Genomic DNA, 20,359 nt, shown 5'->3' with positions numbered 1-20,359 from the left:
GATTATTTTTATAAGGCACAAAAGTAAAATTTATTTAGAATAAAGCCAAATAATCCTATAATTAAGTTTCAAACTAAACAGAAACATAGTCTTTTCCCTTTGTTCTATAGTAAAACCACATAGGAACATAGAAAACTATGTTTCTAGAAAATTTACTACGCTAAAAATAAATGCTTCCAATGCTATTTTTTCGTGAGAAAGACGCTTCTGTTTTAAACGTCACAACTTATCAATACCTTTGCAAAATGACGTAAAAAAGGCGTATTAAAAATTAGAGTAAAAAGCTGAAATCCTCATATCTTCGCGAAAAATAGGAAAACTATGAATATTGAAAAACTATCACAAAAAATTAAGGAATTACGAAAAATGAAATGTCTTTCGCAAGAGGAATTAGCAACCCAAGCAGGAGTTTCTCTCCGAACCATTCAGCGTGTGGAAAAAGCAGAAAACACACCGTCAGGAGAAACTTTAAAACGTATACTAACCACTTTGGGTACTTCATACGAAACACTTATTGCTGAGACTATAACCGAAAAACCCTTGCGAACCCTACAAGGTGTAAAAGAGTATCTGCATATTTTTAGCGATAAACTGATAATCAATAGGTCTGTTATTCCTGAAAATATCACAAAAACTTACGAAAAATCTATTTCATTTTTGTTTAAAACGTTAGGTGTTGTATTTATTGGAACACTATTATTTTCTATAATAGCCGTTGTACTTTTCTTTTTAGACAACACTGATTTGGCTATTTTTGCAACTGGTTTTGCAACCATTTTTCTGATAGTAACTTTCCTCATAATGTGGTTTTCTTCGGGGACAGCTCCTTATATTGAACGTAAACATATTGTAGCAACAAAAATAGAGAACACGAAACTCGGAAATATTCATTTCATAGTAACTTACCGAGACGGAAAACGTATAAAAGAAAGATCAATTACTTTCGAAACTCGTGATTTAATGTATATTCAAGAAGGATTAATTTCTGAGAATCTTTTGGAAAATGATAAAGTAAATCAAAATTATGACACTTTAATTATTATGTTCTCCATACCTATATTATCTTCCTTAACAAGATTTTCTGATAAATTTGATTTTCCTGTAGTTGTTACCCTATGGAGCTTAACTGGTATTGTTTGTATAATAATCAAAGTCATCATAAAATCAATTCGAAATAACAAAAAATACGCCCAATCACTTTAATTTTTTAAAACACAAAAACGCACCAAATAAATTGAGCTATTTGGTGCGTTTTTTACATTTATAAAATCGTTTTACTCCATCATATAGGTAGCATCAATGAGTGTATTTTGCTGGTTTTTAGATTGTAAGATAAAAAACAAATTTCAATACTTATCATTTGTTTTTAATGCGTTTTGAAGTATATTTTTATCAAAGATGTTATCTTTTTCAGAAATAGGCACTCCTCTTTGAAGTAAAAATCGTGAGCTTTGCCCTCCCACTCTTTGTCGCCTATAATCTATTGCATTCCAAAAAAATAGCGATGAATCATTTTTATCTTGGTGAAAAAATAAATCTAATAACTTGATATTATCTTTTTTACTCCAAAACTCAATGCCATCACCTTTTACGATCCAAAAATGAAAATTTGAAGGATATACAAAATCACTATAGCCCCATATAGGTGATTCATCATCTATTTCAAAGGCTGTACCTTTATCAATATCTACAAATTTAAGTTCGTTTACGGTTACTGCTCCTTGTCCACTGCCTTCGTAAAAGTTTTTACCCTCCAAACCAAAAGCCAAAGTTGAGGCTCCAAAACTTTTAAATCTCTTTATTTCAATCCCTGTTTGAAAATCAATCAATCTGGTATCAGCGTGTCGAATTCCTGAAAGGATGTACTTATCTTCAAATGAAGATAAATCAAGAATTCCTCGAGCATCTTCGCAATTATTTAGTGTCGTTTTGTAGCGGATTTTCTTTTGTTTTGTATCCCACAATATTAAATCACAATTTTCTGTCCCTATAAGCAAATAATTTCCATCAGGAGTATAATATAATGTTTGTATAACCTTTTCTGTATGGAATTCATCGACAAGTTGCCCAATTTCTGCATTCCATATTTGGATTTTTTTATTATTAGACAATGTAAAATTATGATTTGCTTTATTTGATTTGAGTCGGGTTACTCCAAAATCTAAACGATTTTCCCACTTTTTGTGTATTTTACCCTTATCCCAAACAGTAATACCTGATAAATCTTGCACAATCAAGTATTTTTCATCCTTTGAAAAGTCAATGTTTTTATTCAAAAATCTGGTTTCAGATGTCTGCTGCTCTACTTCTCCTACATTTAAGTCTATTTTCCATAAAGTACTCCCCTTGTGTACGTATAAATTCCCTTTTTCGGATAACCCAACAATAGAAACTCCCGAGTAAAAATCAGAGTTTTTGTAATCTAATTCTATTTGTCCAAAAATGAATTGATTAAAAAGGAAAAAAATAATAAAAACGTTTGGTGCTTTCATAATGTTTTCTTTAAAGTATGATTAAACAATGAGCAACAATTTTTATACCAAATGACAGTTTCAAAAAATTATTCCATCATATACGTAGCATCAATGAGTGTATTTTGTTGGTTTTTAGATTGTAATGCATAGTTAAATCCTTTACGAACGCAAAAAGCCCCAATTTCACCACTCTTACTCAAAGCGATAAAACCTACTTGCAGATGCTCCAATTCGGGCGTATTTTTATACAAATCATAAATGCGTTTGGTCACGATTTCACAAGCCTCTTGCGGAGATTTTCCGTGTCGCATCAGCTCTACCACCATCGCACTACCCGCCGTACGGATAACCGCTTCGCCCAAGCCCGTTGCCGCAGCTGCCCCCACTTCATTATCCAAAAACAGACCTCCACCGATGATGGGTGAATCTCCCACTCTACCCGCCATTTTCCAAGCCATTCCGCTGGTAGTACAAGCCCCTGAAAGATTTCCGTTTTCGTCCAATGCCAACATACTAATCGTGTCGTGGTTTTCAATATTGATAATAGGCTTATATTGAGAGGTTTTTAGCCATTCTTCATAAGCCTTCTTTGACTTTTCAGTCAGTAAATCTTCTTCTTTAAACCCTTGTGAAAGAGCAAATTGCTTAGCTCCGTCCCCTACGAGCATTACGTGAGGTGTTTTTTCCATTACCAAACGAGCCACCGAAATGGGGTGTTTGATATTTTTCAAACAAGCTACCGACCCCGCATTGTTTTGGCTGTCCATAATACAGGCATCGAGCGTCACGTTTCCTTCTCGGTCTGGATATCCGCCATAACCTACCGATGTTTCTTCGGGGTCGGCTTCGGCAGTCATCACGCCTTTTTCAACTGCATCTAAGGCGCTTCCGCCCGAGGCGAGGATTTTCCAAGCAGCATCGTTGGCAGGTAATCCGTGATTCCAAGTACTGATAACCAAAGGTTTAACATTTTCAGATTTGTCTTGTTCAGAAGTTTTTTCTGATGAATTTGACTTACAAGCCACTAATAATAAGGAAATTGTGAAAAAATAAATGGTTTTCATTTTTATAAATTTTGATGAATCATTTTTATGAAAAATTCTGTTTCTTTTCGGAAAATATCAATTGGGTAAGAATGGCTCATCTTGTTAATCAAATGAATTTCAATATTTTGATTTTCAGAAATATCATTGCGAAGTAATTCTAAAGATTGCCAAGAAGGAAGCACTTCGTCTTGTAAGCCAATTACAATTTGCATATATTGGGTGTACGACCGATTGAAACGGGTAGCAATGGGCATTTCACTGCGAAAAGTTAATGCAGGATTGAAGAGTAAACAAGGTTTTTGCAAAGCTTGAGCCAAGTAGTAAGTCACTAATCCTCCAGCACTTGAGCCAATTATAGCATCTACATCGTGATACGTTTCTTGCAATTTTTCAAACAGATTGGGTGTGTTTTTATAATCCAAAACAGGAGCATCAATCGTTGCGTATTGCTGTAAAACCGCTCTTCGGTCGTCTTGCAAAAAGCTATCCAATCCGTGTAAATAGAGTATTTTCATATAAAAATATTAGCCCGTGCAAGATACGTGTTTTTATTTGTTAACGAACGATAAATTACAAATTAAATTTTTCAAGAGATAATATTATGGCTTGATTTTTGAAACGAATTTAGTACTAAAAATGTAAAAAATAATGAGAAAAATATTTTTAATCTCCTCTCTCATACTATTTACAGCTTTCACTACTCAAAGCCATTTTAGAGAGCGACTTTCTCAAGCTGCAATTAGCCTTATAAATCCTTCCGTTAGGTATGTTGCTGACTATGTTTCTATTGATTATCCAAACGGAGACGTTCCAGCAGACACGGGAGTTTGTACTGATGTTATCATAAGAGCTTATCGAAAACTAAATATTGACCTTCAGAAGGAGGTTCACGAAGATATGAAAAAAAGGTTTACTCAATACCCTAAGATATGGGGGCTTAAAACCACCGACAAAAACATTGACCACCGCCGTGTTCCAAACCTACAAACTTTCTTTAAAAAACACGGAAAAGAACTTTCAATCACTCAAAATCCTGAAGATTACCAAATGGGAAACATTGTAACTTGGATGCTTCCTGGCAATTTACCTCATATTGGCATCGTTATCCATAAAAAATCAAACGACGGAAAACGTCCTCTGATAGTACACAACATAGGCAAAGGACAAATAGCCGAAGATATACTTTTTAAATACCCAATAACTGGACATTATTTCTATCAAGGCAAATGAACCTCACAAGGAAACAGGTAAAAAAACATATAAAACATTGCTTTGTGTCTTTATTTTACTTTTTTCCGTAGATTTGTAACTTTAAGTTGTAAGATTATGGGACATAAAGCAGGTTTTGTAAATATTATTGGAAATCCTAATGTAGGGAAATCAACACTAATGAATGCCTTTGTGGGCGAAAAACTATCTATTATTACCTCAAAAGCACAAACCACAAGGCATCGTATCTTTGGTATTGTCAGTGGCGATGATTTTCAGATTGTTTTTTCGGATACTCCTGGAATTATAAAACCGGCATACGAGCTACAAAACTCAATGATGGATTTTGTAAAAAGTGCCTTTGAAGATGCCGATATTTTGATCTATATGGTAGAAGTTGGCGAAAAACAGCTCAAAGATGACTTATTTTTTGCTAAAATCAATAAAATGAATATTCCTGTACTTTTGCTTATCAACAAAATTGATAAATCATCACAAGAAGTTTTGGAGGAACAAGTGGCTTATTGGAAAGAACAAGTACCTAAGGCTGAAGTATTTCCTATATCAGCTTTGGCAGGATTTCAAACCAATGAGGTTTTCAATCGTATCATTGAGCTTTTACCTGAATCACCCGCTTTTTTTCCAAAAGACCAACTCACCGACAAACCCGAACGATTTTTTGTTAACGAAATCATTCGAGAAAAAATTCTACTTAATTACAAAAAAGAAATTCCGTATGCTGTAGAGGTTGAAACAGAGTCTTTTGTTGATTCGGAGCACATCATTCATATCCGTTCGGTAATTATGGTGGAGCGCGAAACCCAAAAAGGAATTATCATCGGGCACAAAGGCGAAGCCCTAAAAAAAGTAGGCACACAAGCACGTACCGATTTGGAAAAATTCTTCGGCAAACAAGTACATATTACCATTTTCGTTAAGGTAAACAAGGATTGGCGCTCTAACGCCCGTCAGTTGCGCCGTTTTGGTTATCGAGAATAGGCTTTGGATTTTCCGTGCCAGACGACTCAATGGTAAAAATTTCTTGCACTTCCCAATTGGCTCTAAGTTCAATAAGCTTAGGATGATAGATGATTTTTTCAGGTTGAATTCTCTTTAAAAAATTACCCGTATCCCATTGTTTATTGTTGTTTTGGTCTTCAATTATCCGCATTTTGTATTTCCCTGGATTAACATTACTGAAGACGTATTCGGGCTGAGCTTTATTCGCAAAAATCTGTTTTTCAACGTTTACCCCTTTCTCATCGGTGAGTTCCATCACTATAGGAAAATGTAGCGAAGCGTTTATAGTTACCTTTAAGGTAGATAACTCTTCCACTTTTGAGGTTTTTACTCGTTGCTGTAACGTATCGTTGGGCTGCCCAAAAAAGTCGGTAATCGCCTCAGGTAGTGCCGTGATGCTATACTCTTGATTGTGCTGATTTTCAAATATCAATAAAAATTCCAATCCATTTTGTTCCAATTTGGTTTTGAATGGAATGAAAACCGAATCTTTGTTCATTACTCGTATTTTTGTACTATCGGTCTTGACTATAGGCGTATTCGAACTCCAACCGAAATACTTACCAATGGGGAGTGTACTGGAATATTTAGATGACAATTTTAAACTGTCGGCTTTGGTTTCTTTCAGTCTGATTTTGAATGTATCTATTTTTTGTCCTCTGGCAAAGGTAAATACCAAAGAATCTTTTTGTTTTGGAGTAAACCATAAGTTCAACGAATCTTTTTTAGGTTCTTTGGTGATGATGTATTTAAAATCTTGAGAAACAGGAGCAATGGGTTTTATTTCAATGCTATCGGCTTTGCCTTCATACCCAAAAACGATACGATTGTCGGCAGCTTGAAAAGGTCTGGCAGGTTTAAAATCAGGAATTTGTTTAAATAAAGTTAGGGTATGAAATAAGCTATCATTTTGCACCGAAATGGGGTTTTCTAAGAAGCCTATTTTATCTTCCTTGGGGTCAAAAAGATAATTGTTATTTTTATCCTTCAATGCAATAAGCATATATTTGCCCTCTTTTACATTATTGATTTCGAAGGATTTCAAGCTGTCTAAGGTATTGGCAATATACATCGGTTTTTGCTTAAAAACTAAAGAATCCTTATAATTTTCATCATACGGATAAAGCATCACAGAAACAAAATTGTCAGGCTTGGGTTTTATAGCATCTTGAGTTTCACCACGTACACTTAACGAATCAATAAACGCTCCGGTAGAAAATACATACTTCAAAAAGGGAAACGCATTCCCCTCGTTATAATCTTGAATGCTATTTCCGAAATTAAAAACATAGGTTGTGTTAGGCTTTAAAGTATCGGTAATTTTCACATCTATCCATCGAGAAGCTGAAATAGGCGAAATTTCAGGAAAATTCTCTAACGGAGGTGAGATAATTAGTTGTTTACGAATATCTTTAGCAACTACCAACTCATCAAACACAAAGCGAATTTTTTTAGCATTAAAATGGGTAGCTCCTGATTTTGGCTGAACTTCAAGTAACACTGGCGGAGTCTCATCTTTGGGACCTCCGGTGGGAGAACCACGCCGAGCACATTGTACCAATACAGATACCAACAAAAATAACAATATCGCGGAAAAATATTTTCGTAGCATTTTCACAAATAAAAATTTGATTATAAACACATTATCATTACATATGTTTTTTACAATAAAACATACAAATCACAAAAATACTATTAAAAAAAGGTTTAATAACAATAAAAGCGACAAAAAAATAAAAATAACCAAAGAAAGCCCTTATTTTTGCCTAAATATTCAATTTTAAAGTTTTGATTTTTTCTTGGATTCTCAACAAAGTACCTCGTCAGTGGTTGATTAAAATCAGCTATTGGGTACGTCCGTTTTTAAGTTTTTTTTTAAGAGGAAAACGATATACTGACCCCATTGACGGCAAAGGTTTTCGTCAATTTTTGCCTTACGGATACGGCAAACAGCGCCCCAATGTACTCTCCCCTTCAACCCTTTCGCTGGAGCGTCACCGATTGCTTTGGCTATTTTTGAAACAAGAAACTGATTTTTTCTCCCGAAAAATGAAAGTATTACACGTCGCACCCGAACAAGCCTTCTATAAAAGATTTAAAAAACAGCCAAACTTAGATTATATCACTACCGATTTGTACTCGCCTTTGGCAGACGTTAAGGCTGATTTATGCAACTTACCCTTTGCCAATGACACGTTCGACTTTATTTTGTGCAATCACGTTTTGGAACATATCCCTAACGATACCAAGGCTATGCACGAACTTTACCGAGTAATGAAAAAAGGAGGTCGAGGCATTTTTCAAGTTCCACAAGACCGTAACAGAGCGAAAACATTTCAAGACGACTCCATTACTACACCCGAGGAGCGCACTCGTATCTTTGGGCAGTACGACCACGTGCGTGTTTATGGTATGGATTACTTCGATAAATTGAGAAGCATTGGTTTTGAGGTAAATGAGATTTATTATGGGTATCATTTTTCAACAGCTGAAGCAGAAAAGTATCGTATCGACCCCAATGAAATTATTCCTCTTTGTATTAAATAGTAATTTGCCTAATAGCCATTTCCTATTTTTAATAAGAAAAAAACATAAAAGTGTTGCGTTTTTGATTTATTAATTTTACATTTGCGCCCTAAACGAGAGGAGGTGTACTAATTATGCTTATAATTCCAGTTAAAGAAGGGGAAAATATAGACAAAGCCCTAAAACGTTACAAAAGAAAATTTGACAGAACAGGTGTTGTGCGCCAATTGCGTAGTAAGCAGCATTTTACGAAACCTTCTGTGAAGAGAAGAAGTGAAATTCAAAAAGCACAATATATCCAAAGACTAAGAGATCAGGAAGATATATAGTTTTGACAAAGCATATGTTGGGTATTGTACTCAATTAAAATACTAGAAAACCATAGCGAAAATTCGTTATGGTTTCTGTTTTTTATAGACTTCCTAAAAATTTCTAACAGATAAAAATATAAGAAATCAAAAAAGGCTTACAATGATGTAAGCCTTTTTTATGGGTGGAATACCGGGCTCGAACCGGCGACCTTCGGAACCACAATCCGACGCTCTAACCAACTGAGCTAAAACCACCATTTGATTTGCAGGTGCAAAGATAATCTTTTTTTTCTATCTGCAAAACTTATTAAACAAAAAATATTTTATAATTTGATTTTTTTTACTCCTTTCATAAATTTTACCTCAAAACAAAAATATTAAAAAAGGCGATAGATTTAATAATCTATCGCCTTAAGACTAATTCTCTTTATGATAACTATATTCCTAACATATTTTTAGGATTTAAAATTTCATCCAATTTATCTTGCGAAAGCAATTGTTTTTCAAGCACCAAATCATAAACAGATTTTCCTGTCTCTAAAGCTTCTTTAGCTATTTTGGTACTATTTTTATATCCAATATAAGGGTTTAGTGCCGTAACAATACCGATACTGTTCATTACCATATTTCGGCATACTTCCCGATTTGCTGTGATTCCGTCAATACATTTTACTCGAAGTGTATCAATGGCTCTTTGTATAAATACTATTGATTCAATGATAGACTGGCAAAGCACAGGTTCCATTACATTGAGCTGTAACTGTCCGGCTTCAGCTGCAAAAGTTACCGTCAAGTCATTACCATATACTTTAAAGCAAACTTGATTAACTACCTCAGGAATTACAGGATTGACCTTCCCTGGCATAATCGATGAGCCAGGTTGCATTGGAGGTAAGTTGATTTCGTTTAGTCCAGCACGAGGTCCTGAAGAAAGTAATCTTAAATCATTACAGATTTTTGAAAGTTTTACTGCCATACGTTTTAAAGCCGACGAATAAATTACGTAAGACCCTGTATCGGGTGTAGCTTCCACTAAGTTGGGGGCAGAAATAAAAGGCTCTTGAGTAAGCTCAGCCAACTTTTCAGCACACAATTTCGCAAATTCCTTTGGTGCGTTAAGCCCTGTACCAATTGCCGTACCTCCCATATTGATTTCCAAAAATAAGTTGGCGTTATTATTCAAACGGGTAATTTCCTCTTCCATTGTAGCAGCGAAAGCCTCAAACTCTTGCCCTAAAGTCATCGGAACGGCATCTTGTAACTGTGTACGACCCATTTTGATTACATCGGCAAACTCCTCTCCTTTTTTACGAAAAGATTGCACCAACAACTTCAAATGCTCAATTAGTGTTTGATTCATTTTAATGATTGCCAACTTAACCGTAGTCGGATAAGCATCATTGGTGGATTGCGATAGATTTACGTGGTCGTTAGGGGAACAATTTTGATAATCGCCAAGTTCGTATCCCATAATTTCAAGAGCACGATTAGCGATAACCTCATTAGCATTCATATTTACAGAGGTTCCTGCCCCTCCTTGAATCATATCTACGGGGAATTGGTCGTGCATCTTTCCTGAAATAAGTTCATCACAAGCTTGAGATATGGCTTGGGTAATTCTCTGGTCAATCAAGCCTAATTGGTGATTGGTTTGTACGGCAGCTTTTTTCACATAGGCAATAGCTTTTACAAATTCTGGAAAGTCTCCCATTTTACTTCCAGAAATATAAAAATTATCTACAGCACGTTGGGTTTGCACTCCATAATAAGCCGTTGCGGGAACTTGCAAATCCCCTAATAAATCTGATTCTACACGATATTCTACTGACATTATTTTCCTTATTTTTTAATTCTACTACAAAGGTATTGCTCTTTTGAGTAATGGTTATAATTTTTAGGGTTAGTTTTTACACTCATTTACGTATAATTTCATACCTTGCCACGTGAAAAAAATCACACCAAAAGGTTAAAAATCCGTTGTGCTTTTATGTTATCGTCAGACATTTTTAAAAATCCGATTTTCAAAGTATTAAGTAGCAGAGAACGTGCCGTATTTCAAGCAAATACTACTTATTTAAAATTTGAAGAAGAGGAAATGTTTATCAAAGAAGGAAGTATGCTTTTTTCGGTGTACTTCATCGTACAGGGAATGGTAAAGGTTTGCGACCCCAAAAAACGGCTTTTCTGGATTTCAGGCACTAATGATTTTTTAGGGCTAATTTCTCTCTACACCGAAGAGCCCATTTTCTTTTCGGCTTATGCCACTAAAGATACTCATATCATACAGATTGATTTACACGTTTTTAAAAAATTCATTGCGACCAATCCGTTATTTTTAAACGCTGTATTTGCCCAAAATGCAACTGATTTTCGCAAAATCATTCAAAGTAGTATTACCTATAAAGAAACTAAAATCAGCGGAGCGATGGCTCATTTTCTGTTAGAATATTCTCAAAAAGGATTTTTAAAGCATCTCACACGTAAAGAAATGGGAGAAATGCTAGGATATTCGCGTGAAAATATCACTAAAATCATTCAAACTTTCATTCGCGAAGGTTACATTATTGAAAAAAACAAGCAAATTATCATTGCTAATCAATCGGCTTTGGAGCAACTCAAAAAATACGGATAATGTTTTTTCGTAGGATTAAGAATTATATTTTTGATTTTCAATGATTAAAATAGCTTTTTATTTAGTATATATTCAGTGGCGTAAATTTTTTGCAAGAGGTGATTATTTTTCGTTTGGTATCCTTTTAGTAGCTCTTTTCTTGTCTTTATATGCAATCTATCAGTTTGAATAGGCTTTTGATAAAGGAAAAAATTTTTCAAAAAAATCCTCTAATTTTGTAACAATCGTGTTTTGTTTGCATCTTTAAAACAAAAAGAAAGATTTTGACCAACCCAACTCAAATACTCATCGAAGCTTGTCGCCAAAACGACCCCAAAGCACAATTGGGGCTGTACAGGCAGTACGCTAAAGCGATGTACAACACCGCCTTGCGTATGCTCCAGCAGCAGGACAAAGCCGAAGATGCCGTGCAAGAAGCCTTCATAAAGGCTTTCCAAAAGCTGGACGAATTTCGAGGAGAAAATAACTTTGGGAGTTGGCTTAAACGCATCGTAATCAATGAGGCACTGATGATGATTCGGCAAGAAAAACAAATTAGCTATTTGGAAGAAACCTTCATCGACCCAATTGATGACAATGAGCAAGAAAAATGGAGCTTCCAAGAGGAAGAAGTAAAGATTTTACTTTATGCACTAAGTCTGCTCCCCGAAAAATTACGTGTTATCCTGAATCTTTCGCTCATCGAAGGATTTGATAATGAAGAAATCTGTGAAATTTTACATATATCCGATGGAAATTGCCGAACAACGCTTTCCAGAGCCAAAAAATCGTTACGTGAAACCATAGAAAAACTAAAAAATGAAAGAAAATAAATTTGACATATACGAACTTCCAAGCGGACACGAAGCCCGTTTCCTCGAAAAAATGGCAAAACGGCAATCAGAAACCGAAAAGCATCTCAAAATCAAACGACCAACGCTCAAAAAAGTGCTATATTGGAGTATATCTGTAGCTGCATCGGTTGTGGCAATACTTTTCTGGACTTCACAAAAGCCTCTAACGCTTCAAAATGTATCAGAAACAGCATACCAATCCGAGCAATACTATCTACCTATCATTCAGGAGAATATAAACATCATCAAAAATCATACAGAAAACAAAAAAATTACCGAAGATGCCCTCAAACAGCTCGAAAAAATGAATGCTGATTATCTTGTTATCCGAAATAAAATCATTAAAGAAGGACATAATAAACAATTACTCAATGCAATGGTTATCAATTTTGATACACAAATCAAATTTTCAGATAATGTGATAGCAATGATTCTCTAACAGATTTAAAAACAAGAAAAACATCACATAATCAAACAATAACATTTCAAGAAAACACAAAAACAATACATAAATTTCAAAAAATATGAAAAAGGTATTATTAATCATCGGTATTTTGTGGTTCGGAATTATCTCGGCAAGAGAAAATTCCCTACCTGATAGCAAAAATGACCTCTTTATAAGGTACAAACATACCGAAACAAAGACAATCCGCAAGGAATTTAAGGTCAGCGAAATGGCTTCACTTTTTATAGCCAACAAATACGGAACAATCACACTTGTAAGTAGCGAAAACAACAAAAATACTATCAATTTTGAAGTAGAAATTAAGGTAAGTAGCAATAATCCGAGCGATGCTCAAGAACGGATAAAGCAAATCTACGTGGATTTTTCAAATTCAAGCAGCAATTCCGTATCAGCAAAAACTATAATTAATGAAAGTTCATCGTTTTTTAAGAGTTTCGGACGTAAAAAATCCATCAGTTTTCAGATAAATTATAAAGTTTCACTCCCAGAAAGCGTAAAAATAGCACTGGAAAACGAATACGGAAACGTTTTTCTTAATAAAACGCTCAGTCCTTTGAAAATTGATGTGGATTATGGTTCAATCAACTTGGGGGAAATCCTTTCCGATGCTTACATTAACCTCGGATATTGCCAAAATTCCAACATCGAACAGATAAATAAGCTCAATTTAAACGCAGATTATTCGGGCATAACAATAAATACAGCAAACTATATCAGGGCAAAGTGTGATTATAGCGGTTTAAAAATCGGCAAAGTGAAAGAACTCATCGCCGAAGTTGATTATAACTCAATCCGTGTTGAAGATATAGAAAAAGGAGAAATTACTGCTGATTATTGTAGCGTTTCGGTTGGGAAAGTCTCCAAAAATATCACAATCCATTGTGATTATGGTGCTGTTAAGATAGAAAAAATCCTTCCTCAAACCAATTTTGTCAAAATTGATGCGGAATATGCAGCCGTTTTGGTGGGTTATCATCCAAATTGGGAGTTTCAATACACGTTTTTGAATTCGTATGGGAAAATCTCAATGCCGGAGAACCTTCCCTACACCAAAAAGAACATTCAAATGCTGGAAAGTTCAATTAGCGGACAGAAAGGCAACGGGAAAAATACATTTAACATCTCAAATGAATATGCAGGAACAAAAATCTATGAAAATTAGTATTCTATTTTTATGAAATTATATGCAATCCAACAGAAACGAAGCATCATCTGATAGAAACGAAGCATCATCCGATAGAAATAAACCACCATCTAATAGAAATGAAACATTATCCGATAGAAATGATGCACCATCTAACATAAATGAGTCATCATCTATAAAAAATGAAACTCAAAATAAAAAATAACTCATAAAAATAAGCACAAAACCCCATAAAAGCTATAAATTATCTCATTTTTTCAACTAAAAAACACTTCATTCGCTTCAAAATAGCAGAAAAACCATTTAAAATAATTAACCATTTAAATTAAAATAATATGAAACGATTTGCAACTATTCTATTTTTAGCTGTATTTTCAGTAAGTTACGGACAATGGTTTGGTAAAAAGACCATAAAAGATAACGGAAATATCATTACGAAAGAACGTCAGGTAGGCAATTACAATTCTGTAAGAGTAAAAGGCTCTTTAGATGTAATTTTACTTAAAGGTGAGGTAGGAAACGTACGTATCGAGGCTTCGGACAATATAGAAACTTATATTTTAACTTCCGTCGAAAATGAGGAAATCACCATCAAACTGAAAGACGACTTCAACTATAATTTAACACACAAATTACTGATATATGTCCCTGTAAACGAGCGATTGGAACAGATAATTTTATCCGGTTCAGGCGATATTTCAATGAGAGAACAGATAAATGTAGGCAATTTAAAATGCTTTCTGTCGGGTTCGGGAGATATTAACATTAATGTAAATGCCTCTCATCTGAATTTATCATTATTAGGTTCAGGCGATTTGATTGCTAAAGGAAATTGCCCAGAAATTGAAATTTCTTTAGTAGGTTCGGGTGATATTTCTACTGAAAACATCAAAGCTGAACGCGTTAAGGTTACTGTTTCAGGCTCAGGTGATGTAGATGTATATGCTTCCAAATCAATCAAGGCAAAAGTGTCAGGTTCAGGCGATGTTTCAGTAAAAGGCAAACCCGAGTTGGAAGATACACACGTTAGTGGTAGTGGAGAGGTCAGTTTTGAGTAGCAATTAAATCATTATCAGACTAAAAACATCGAAGATTTCAAAAAAGCCTTCGATGTTTTCTTAAAAAAGTAACTCGGTTTACACTCATTTTTTATCCAACAACTTAAATCAGAATAATTGCTTATGAAAAAATTCCTTCTCATTTTATATTTTTTAAGTGCTTTCTCTTACGGGCAAGATTTTTCGATTTCGGGCAAGGTAGTTGATGCTCAAACAAAGGAAGAAATGCCCTTTACTGAGGTAGCTCTGCAAGGAATATCCAACAAATCCGTTGAAATTGGCGTGGTTTCCGATGAAAAAGGACATTTCAGAATTAAAAACTTGCAAAAAGGAAAGTATTCAATCACATTTCACTTTGTTGGATACGAAAAATTCACAAAAGAAATCGACATCGAACAACATAAAACCGATTTAGGCGTAATTTCACTAAAGATAGCTTCTGAAAATCTGAGCGAAGTAGTCGTAGAGGGCAAACGTGCAGCACTTTCTTACAGCGTTGACCGAAAAACCATCAACGCAACTGCTTTTCCAGAGGCTTCCAACGCTATTGATTTGCTAACCAACGTACCTTCAATCCAAATCAGCGTCGAAGGCAAGATAAGTTATCGCGAAGGAGGTTCATTTAAGGTGTATATCAACGGAATAGCGGTAAAAAATGGCGAGGAACGTTTACGTACGCTTGAGGCTTCACAAATTGAAAAGATAGAAATCATTACCAATCCGTCCGCCCGATACAGCTCGGAAGGAACGGCAGGAATTATCCGTGTGTTGCTCAAAAAGAATCGTTTGGAAGGATATGCTATCAATGCTTCTGTGTTGGCTAACACCCTCGCTACAAACCAAATCAGTTTTTCGACAGATAAAAAGGGAAAACGAGGCGGTTGGCACACTTCCGCATATTTGGGACATTCAACCAACGCAAAAACGGATATGGAGACATTCAACCAATTGCAATCCAGCAATAAATTCTTTGAAATACACGAAATACGCAACTCTAAAAAACGAAATAGAAGTAATTTCTTTGAGTTTGGGTTCAATTATGATGTAACCGACAATGATTTTATTGATTTTTCGGTAAATCTGAAACCTTTACGTGACCGAGAAAGAGAAATCTCCTACATACGAACTACGGAAAGCATATTCGACCTAAATCGAAACCTAATCACTTCGGAAAAATCAACCAACAACAATAGTTATGCTTTTGATTATCAAATGGTGGGTGTGGATTTGGAATATAATCACTTTTTTAATAAAGATAAATCTCATTCACTGAAACTGACTTCGGGATACAATGTCTTCATAGGAAGTTCTGATTCTGAATATCGAAATGTGTGGACGCGTCCGTCAGAAACCATTGTCTTTGGAAGCATAGAAGCAGAAAAAAATGAAATCTTTACTTCTACGGAATTGGCTTACGAGTTGCCTCTGACCGAAAAAAGCAATTTGGAAGCAGGAATCGCCATAGAAACTGACTTCATTCCTGAAATTACCACAGAAAGCGGTATTTTTCACGGCGATAAAATAGGTATTCCTTCCTCCGATTTCCCAAGTAATCAGAAAATTAAATATGAACAAAACGAGTACGCCGCCTACGCCACGTTCAAAAGCAGTTGGAAGAAATTCGAATACAAATTGGGACTTCGGGTAGAGCATACACGACGTGATGTTTCCTACTCATACACCACCAACTCAGCGGTTCAGACTACCGATGTGTACCAAAAGAACTTTACCGATTGGTTTCCGTCCGTGCATTTGTTGTATAGTTTCTCGGACGATACACAATTAGCCGCCAATTACAGCCGTCGCATCCATCGCCCTGAATATTGGGCAATTACGCCCGTCTTTAAAATGGAAGACAGGTACACTTACACCAACGGAAACAGCCGTTTGCAATTCAGTTACACCGATGCTTATGAGGTGAATTTCAAAAAATCGTGGGGTAAGGATTTTCTTTCAGTGGAAGTTTTTGCACGTAATCAGCACGATTTCTTTGGGAATTATCGCCGTCCGTTTCGTGATAACATTTTGCTTATTACTCAGGAAAATTTGGGCGATTCGTGGTCGGTAGGCTCTGAATTGATGACAGGAGTGGATATTTTCTCTTGGTGGAATGTAAATGCTTCAGTGAGTGGTTTTTATTTCGAACAAAAAACAAACGTAGACGGCGTAAAAAATGATTTTTCACAATGGCGTTTTCACGGGAAGATGAACAACACGTTTAAATTTCCAAAGAATTTTTCTGCCCGATTGAATTGTGCGTTTCAATCTCCTATCACAAACCTACAATTTGAAAGCAATGCGATTTTCTTGGCTTCGGCTTCACTTACCAAAAGCTTTAAAGATAATCGTTGGCAACTGACACTTTCGGGCTGGAATGTATTCGACTCGTATCGACAAACCCAACAAAGAAACAGCGAAAAATTTGCTCTAAAGGCTCAAACCAGACACCAACCCTATGTGTCTTTTTCAGTGAAATATCAGTTCAATAATCAGAAGTAGTTGATACAGTTACGTCATATTAACAAAAAAGCTACTCCTAAAAAGACAACTTTCTATATATCAACCGGTATTTTCTATCTTCAAAAAGAGGATATAAATCCTCATCAAGGTCAAAAAAACCATAAAGCTTACCCAAATTAAGTTTAAAACCACACAGAAACATCTATATTATGATTCTATGTGGTTTCAATTATAATATTCGGAAAAATACTATTTCCTACCTTATCCCATAAATATTACTCCATACTCACGATAATAAACTCGCTTCTTCGGTTGGCTTGATGTTCCTCCTTGCTACAATCCACCCCATTGCTGCAATGGTTAGTAAGCTGACTCTCCCCATAGCCTCTTCCTGTTAATCGATCCGCACTGACGCCATTGGCAATCAACCATTTAATCGTAGATTTAACACGTCTGTCCGAAAGCGCCATATTGTAACTGTCCGAACCACGGCTATCCGTATGCGAGCGTACATCTATCTTCATCTTAGGATACTCCTGCATCACCTCCAATATCTTAGCTAACTGTACCGAAGCATCGTAACGAATATTCGACTTGTCAAAATCAAAATAAATGTTCTCTATCTTGAATACCTTAGCCAAATCATCCCCTTGCGTTACCTGAATCACCCGCGGTGTAAGCAATACCTCACAATAAAAATCCTTGTCCGTCTGCGATAACACCTTAACCTCTGCCGTTTCATAGCCCTCCTTAGCCCCTTTCACGTAGTAGTAAGGTTTGTAGCAATCCACTTCCTTAGCAAAGGCGAATGTTCCGTCTTGAGCACTTTGGATGCTGTCCAATGCCTCAAAATCAACCCCTGAAAGCGTCAATGAAGCATCCGACAATACCGCCTGTGTATGCGCATCCTTAACCACACCACGCATCAACTTCGTACAAGAAAAATATAACGGTACACGCTCATAAAAACTATAAATATCATCTTTACCCACACCTCCCGAACGATTCGAGGTTAAAAAGCCCACACGCGTGTCGCTGTCTATCACATAACAAAAATCGTCATCCGGACTGTTGGCAGGGCGACCAACATTCACCGCCTTACCTAAACTTCCGTCAGGGTGTATCTGTGCCGCAAAAATGTCCAAACCGCCCAAGCCCGGAAATCCATCCGAGGCAAAATAAAGGACATTATTCTTCGAGATAAATGGAAAAGACTCTCTACCATCCGTATTTACATTCTCACCTAAATTCTCCGGTTTACCATATCCTCCGCCTGATAAAATCTCCACACGGAAAATATCAGAAGCCCCACGGCTGCCTCGCATATTCGATGCAAAATACAAATACTTCTCATCCGGACTCAAAGCAGGGTGTGCCACACTATACACATTGCTGTTAAATGGCAATTCCACCGGTTTGCTCCAACGACCATTAGCGTCCTTGGTAGATTTCAATATCTTTAAAAGAATGGCATTATCACTATCCATTCCTACCTTCTTGTTGATGTAGTTATTACGCGTAAAATAAACCGTATTGCCATCAGCGGTAAAAACCGCCGTCGATTCGTTAAACTTCGTGCTTAACACCGAAGAAAACTCTGATTTTTTACTCAAAGCGATGCTATCGCGACGTGCCTCATACAAGTTGTAAAACGTCTCTCCCGTCCAATACGAAGTCGGTTTGAAAAGACTGTTGTTACTCGCAGCAAAAACCACCTTATCCCCATAAAATGCCGTACCATATTCCGAGTACTCCGTATTGATATCCACCAAATGCAAATCCATACGACCCGAATTCTTAGCAATCACCTGCTGATAATTGCGGTTCTCCTCGAATATCGTTCCGCGATTGTCTTCCTCCGTAAGGGCAATAAAGCGGTTCATCATCGCATCCGATTCCTCATAACGCTCTGCCGATTTAAGCGATTGCGCATAACGATAATAATACTCCGGCTTACTAATCTCATACTGCGAATTACCAAAAAGCTTTTCATACCAAACCAAAGCATTGCGATAATCCGCATTGAAATAATACGAGTTGCCCAAACGTTCCAACAACTCCTGATTCTCAAAACCCTTACGTGCTATACGCTCATAAATGCTAATGGCATCAACATAAGCAAAACTGTTGTAAAGCTTGTTGGCCTTTTCCAAATCCTTGTTCTGGGCATAAGAACCACTAAAGCACAACAGCCCAAAAAACAATACACTATATAATCTGTAACTTAATTTCATATCCTAACCTTTTATTACCCTTAGAAGAAACGAGGTGATACCACCTTCTTGTACGTCTTTATAAATTCATATCTTAAGAAGATTTCGTGAGAACCCGAATTATACTTCGACAATTCCGTAGTCTCAAAATCATAGCCATAACCAATAAACCAGCGGTCACTAATCTGAAAACCTGCCATAGCACTCACCGCTGCCGACCAGCGCCAAGCAGCGCCCAAGACAAATCTTTCATTAAACATAAAGTTCGCCGACAAATCCAACTGCAAAGGAGTACCATAAGCCAATTTAGACAAAGCCGCAGGCTTGAACTTTACAGAATCTGACAAATCAAAGACATAACCCCCTATCAAATAATAATGCTGTGTGTTCTTAAGTACAGAAATCGAACGATCATTACGAGAGTAAACATCCGTCTCCAATAGCGTCGGAACAGACAATCCCAAATACCAATTGTCCGAGTACCAGTACAATCCCGCCCCCACATTCGGAGAAAAAATACGATTATCACCTCCCGTGAATATATAATCCCCAGAATCCTGCAAACGCAACTTATTGTAATCAATATGGAAAAAACCTGCCGTACCCTTTATCCCAAAAGCCAACTTGCTGTTCTCCAAATTCAACGTGTACGAAAAATCAACCATCAAATTCGTGTCCGTCTGAGGACCTATCGTCTCGTGGTGAATCGACAAACCCAAACCAACATTCTTGTTCTTTATCGGCGTATGAAAACTCAAATTACTCGTCTTAGGAGCTCCGTCCAAACCTACCCATTGCGTACGATAAAGTCCAAACAAACTACCCACACCACGAGAACCCGTATAACCCGGATTAAACTGCATCGTGTTGTACATATACTGCGTGTATTGCGACTCCTGTTGTGAATATCCAAATACACTAAACATAAGCATTAAAATGAGTACAAATCTATTACTTCCCTTCATAA

18 protein-coding genes and 1 tRNA gene are annotated in these 20,359 nt (G+C 36.3%); 11 read left to right on the top strand and 8 right to left on the bottom strand.

Annotation, left to right across the window (positions count from 1 at the left end; translation table 11 throughout):
• Nucleotides 1-321: 321 nt before the first annotated feature.
• The gene (locus tag CGC47_RS08745; RefSeq protein ID WP_052456100.1) at nt 322-1,203 is read left to right on the top strand and encodes a helix-turn-helix domain-containing protein; all 882 of its coding nucleotides are present in this window, start codon (nt 322-324) and stop codon (nt 1,201-1,203) included.
• A gap of 143 nt (nt 1,204-1,346) precedes the next feature.
• Here the strand turns inward: CGC47_RS08745 and CGC47_RS08740 are convergent, their stop codons facing one another.
• The 3 genes from CGC47_RS08740 to CGC47_RS08730 all read right to left on the bottom strand — a co-directional run bounded on the left by CGC47_RS08740 (nt 1,347) and on the right by CGC47_RS08730 (nt 4,035).
• Nucleotides 1,347-2,276, bottom strand: coding sequence for a WD40 repeat domain-containing protein (locus CGC47_RS08740; RefSeq protein ID WP_147269760.1), 930 nt, complete (start codon nt 2,274-2,276; stop codon nt 1,347-1,349).
• 284 nt (nt 2,277-2,560) lie between these two features.
• Complete coding sequence (locus CGC47_RS08735) at nt 2,561-3,538, bottom strand: N(4)-(beta-N-acetylglucosaminyl)-L-asparaginase (protein ID WP_095900249.1); 978 nt, start codon at nt 3,536-3,538, stop codon at nt 2,561-2,563.
• A gap of 2 nt (nt 3,539-3,540) precedes the next feature.
• On the bottom strand, nt 3,541-4,035 hold the full coding sequence (locus CGC47_RS08730; RefSeq protein WP_041999440.1) for a YqiA/YcfP family alpha/beta fold hydrolase: 495 nt from the start codon (nt 4,033-4,035) through the stop codon (nt 3,541-3,543).
• Nucleotides 4,036-4,168: 133 nt separating this feature from the next.
• On the opposite strand from CGC47_RS08730, the gene CGC47_RS08725 reads away from it, so the two are divergent.
• Together CGC47_RS08725 and era are read left to right on the top strand one after the other, a co-directional pair.
• Nucleotides 4,169-4,750: a DUF1287 domain-containing protein gene (locus CGC47_RS08725; protein ID WP_095900248.1), complete on the top strand. Its 582-nt coding sequence runs from the start codon at nt 4,169-4,171 to the stop codon at nt 4,748-4,750.
• Nucleotides 4,751-4,846: 96 nt separating this feature from the next.
• Nucleotides 4,847-5,728, top strand: coding sequence for a GTPase Era (gene era / locus CGC47_RS08720; RefSeq protein WP_013996474.1), 882 nt, complete (start codon nt 4,847-4,849; stop codon nt 5,726-5,728).
• Here the strand turns inward: era and CGC47_RS08715 are convergent.
• Nucleotides 5,688-7,361: an Ig-like domain-containing protein gene (locus tag CGC47_RS08715; protein WP_041999468.1), complete on the bottom strand. Its 1,674-nt coding sequence runs from the start codon at nt 7,359-7,361 to the stop codon at nt 5,688-5,690. The genes era and CGC47_RS08715 overlap by 41 nt on opposite strands.
• A gap of 176 nt (nt 7,362-7,537) precedes the next feature.
• Here CGC47_RS08715 and CGC47_RS08710 point away from each other — a divergent pair, with 176 nt between their 5' ends.
• Both CGC47_RS08710 and rpsU read left to right on the top strand, forming a co-directional pair.
• Complete coding sequence (locus tag CGC47_RS08710; RefSeq protein WP_095900247.1) at nt 7,538-8,296, top strand: class I SAM-dependent methyltransferase; 759 nt, start codon at nt 7,538-7,540, stop codon at nt 8,294-8,296.
• Between the two features lie 113 nt (nt 8,297-8,409).
• Nucleotides 8,410-8,604, top strand: a complete 195-nt coding sequence (gene rpsU / locus CGC47_RS08705) for a 30S ribosomal protein S21 (protein WP_013996471.1) — start codon at nt 8,410-8,412, stop codon at nt 8,602-8,604.
• A 162-nt stretch (nt 8,605-8,766) separates the two neighbouring features.
• Here the strand turns inward: rpsU and CGC47_RS08700 are convergent.
• Both CGC47_RS08700 and aspA read right to left on the bottom strand, forming a co-directional pair.
• Nucleotides 8,767-8,842 (bottom strand) — tRNA-His (locus tag CGC47_RS08700).
• A 180-nt stretch (nt 8,843-9,022) separates the two neighbouring features.
• A complete protein-coding gene (gene aspA / locus CGC47_RS08695) occupies nt 9,023-10,417 on the bottom strand; it encodes an aspartate ammonia-lyase (RefSeq protein WP_095900246.1) in 1,395 nt (464 codons plus the stop codon).
• 156 nt (nt 10,418-10,573) lie between these two features.
• Here aspA and CGC47_RS08690 point away from each other — a divergent pair, with 156 nt between their 5' ends.
• The 6 genes from CGC47_RS08690 (at nt 10,574) to CGC47_RS08665 (ending at nt 17,218) form a co-directional block, all read left to right on the top strand.
• A complete protein-coding gene (locus CGC47_RS08690) occupies nt 10,574-11,218 on the top strand; it encodes a Crp/Fnr family transcriptional regulator (protein ID WP_095900245.1) in 645 nt (214 codons plus the stop codon).
• Nucleotides 11,219-11,481: 263 nt separating this feature from the next.
• Complete coding sequence (locus CGC47_RS08685) at nt 11,482-12,030, top strand: RNA polymerase sigma factor (RefSeq protein ID WP_041999434.1); 549 nt, start codon at nt 11,482-11,484, stop codon at nt 12,028-12,030.
• Nucleotides 12,017-12,490 carry a hypothetical protein gene (locus tag CGC47_RS08680; protein WP_041991367.1) on the top strand — a complete coding sequence of 158 codons (474 nt, stop codon included), beginning with the start codon at nt 12,017-12,019 and terminating at the stop codon, nt 12,488-12,490. Before CGC47_RS08685 ends, CGC47_RS08680 begins: the two co-directional genes overlap by 14 nt.
• Before the next feature lie 85 nt (nt 12,491-12,575).
• The gene (locus tag CGC47_RS08675) at nt 12,576-13,679 is read left to right on the top strand and encodes a hypothetical protein (protein WP_041999431.1); all 1,104 of its coding nucleotides are present in this window, start codon (nt 12,576-12,578) and stop codon (nt 13,677-13,679) included.
• A 317-nt stretch (nt 13,680-13,996) separates the two neighbouring features.
• Nucleotides 13,997-14,719, top strand: coding sequence for a head GIN domain-containing protein (locus tag CGC47_RS08670; protein ID WP_041999429.1), 723 nt, complete (start codon nt 13,997-13,999; stop codon nt 14,717-14,719).
• Nucleotides 14,720-14,842: 123 nt separating this feature from the next.
• The gene (locus tag CGC47_RS08665; protein WP_095900244.1) at nt 14,843-17,218 is read left to right on the top strand and encodes an outer membrane beta-barrel family protein; all 2,376 of its coding nucleotides are present in this window, start codon (nt 14,843-14,845) and stop codon (nt 17,216-17,218) included.
• Between the two features lie 236 nt (nt 17,219-17,454).
• Here CGC47_RS08665 and CGC47_RS08660 read toward each other — a convergent pair whose 3' ends face one another.
• Complete coding sequence (locus CGC47_RS08660) at nt 17,455-19,413, bottom strand: OmpA family protein (protein ID WP_172458716.1); 1,959 nt, start codon at nt 19,411-19,413, stop codon at nt 17,455-17,457.
• Nucleotides 19,414-19,433: 20 nt separating this feature from the next.
• Nucleotides 19,434-20,357 (bottom strand): PorP/SprF family type IX secretion system membrane protein, encoded by a 924-nt coding sequence (locus CGC47_RS08655; RefSeq protein WP_095900194.1) that lies wholly within the window; start codon nt 20,355-20,357, stop codon nt 19,434-19,436.
• Between the last annotated feature and the right edge of the window lie 2 nt (nt 20,358-20,359).

This window comes from Capnocytophaga canimorsus (genome assembly GCF_002302565.1).
Lineage (GTDB): Bacteria > Bacteroidota > Bacteroidia > Flavobacteriales > Flavobacteriaceae > Capnocytophaga > Capnocytophaga canimorsus.
The sequence above is the reverse complement of the archived record's forward strand: the minus strand, read 5'-3'. Positions and strand labels throughout refer to the sequence as shown.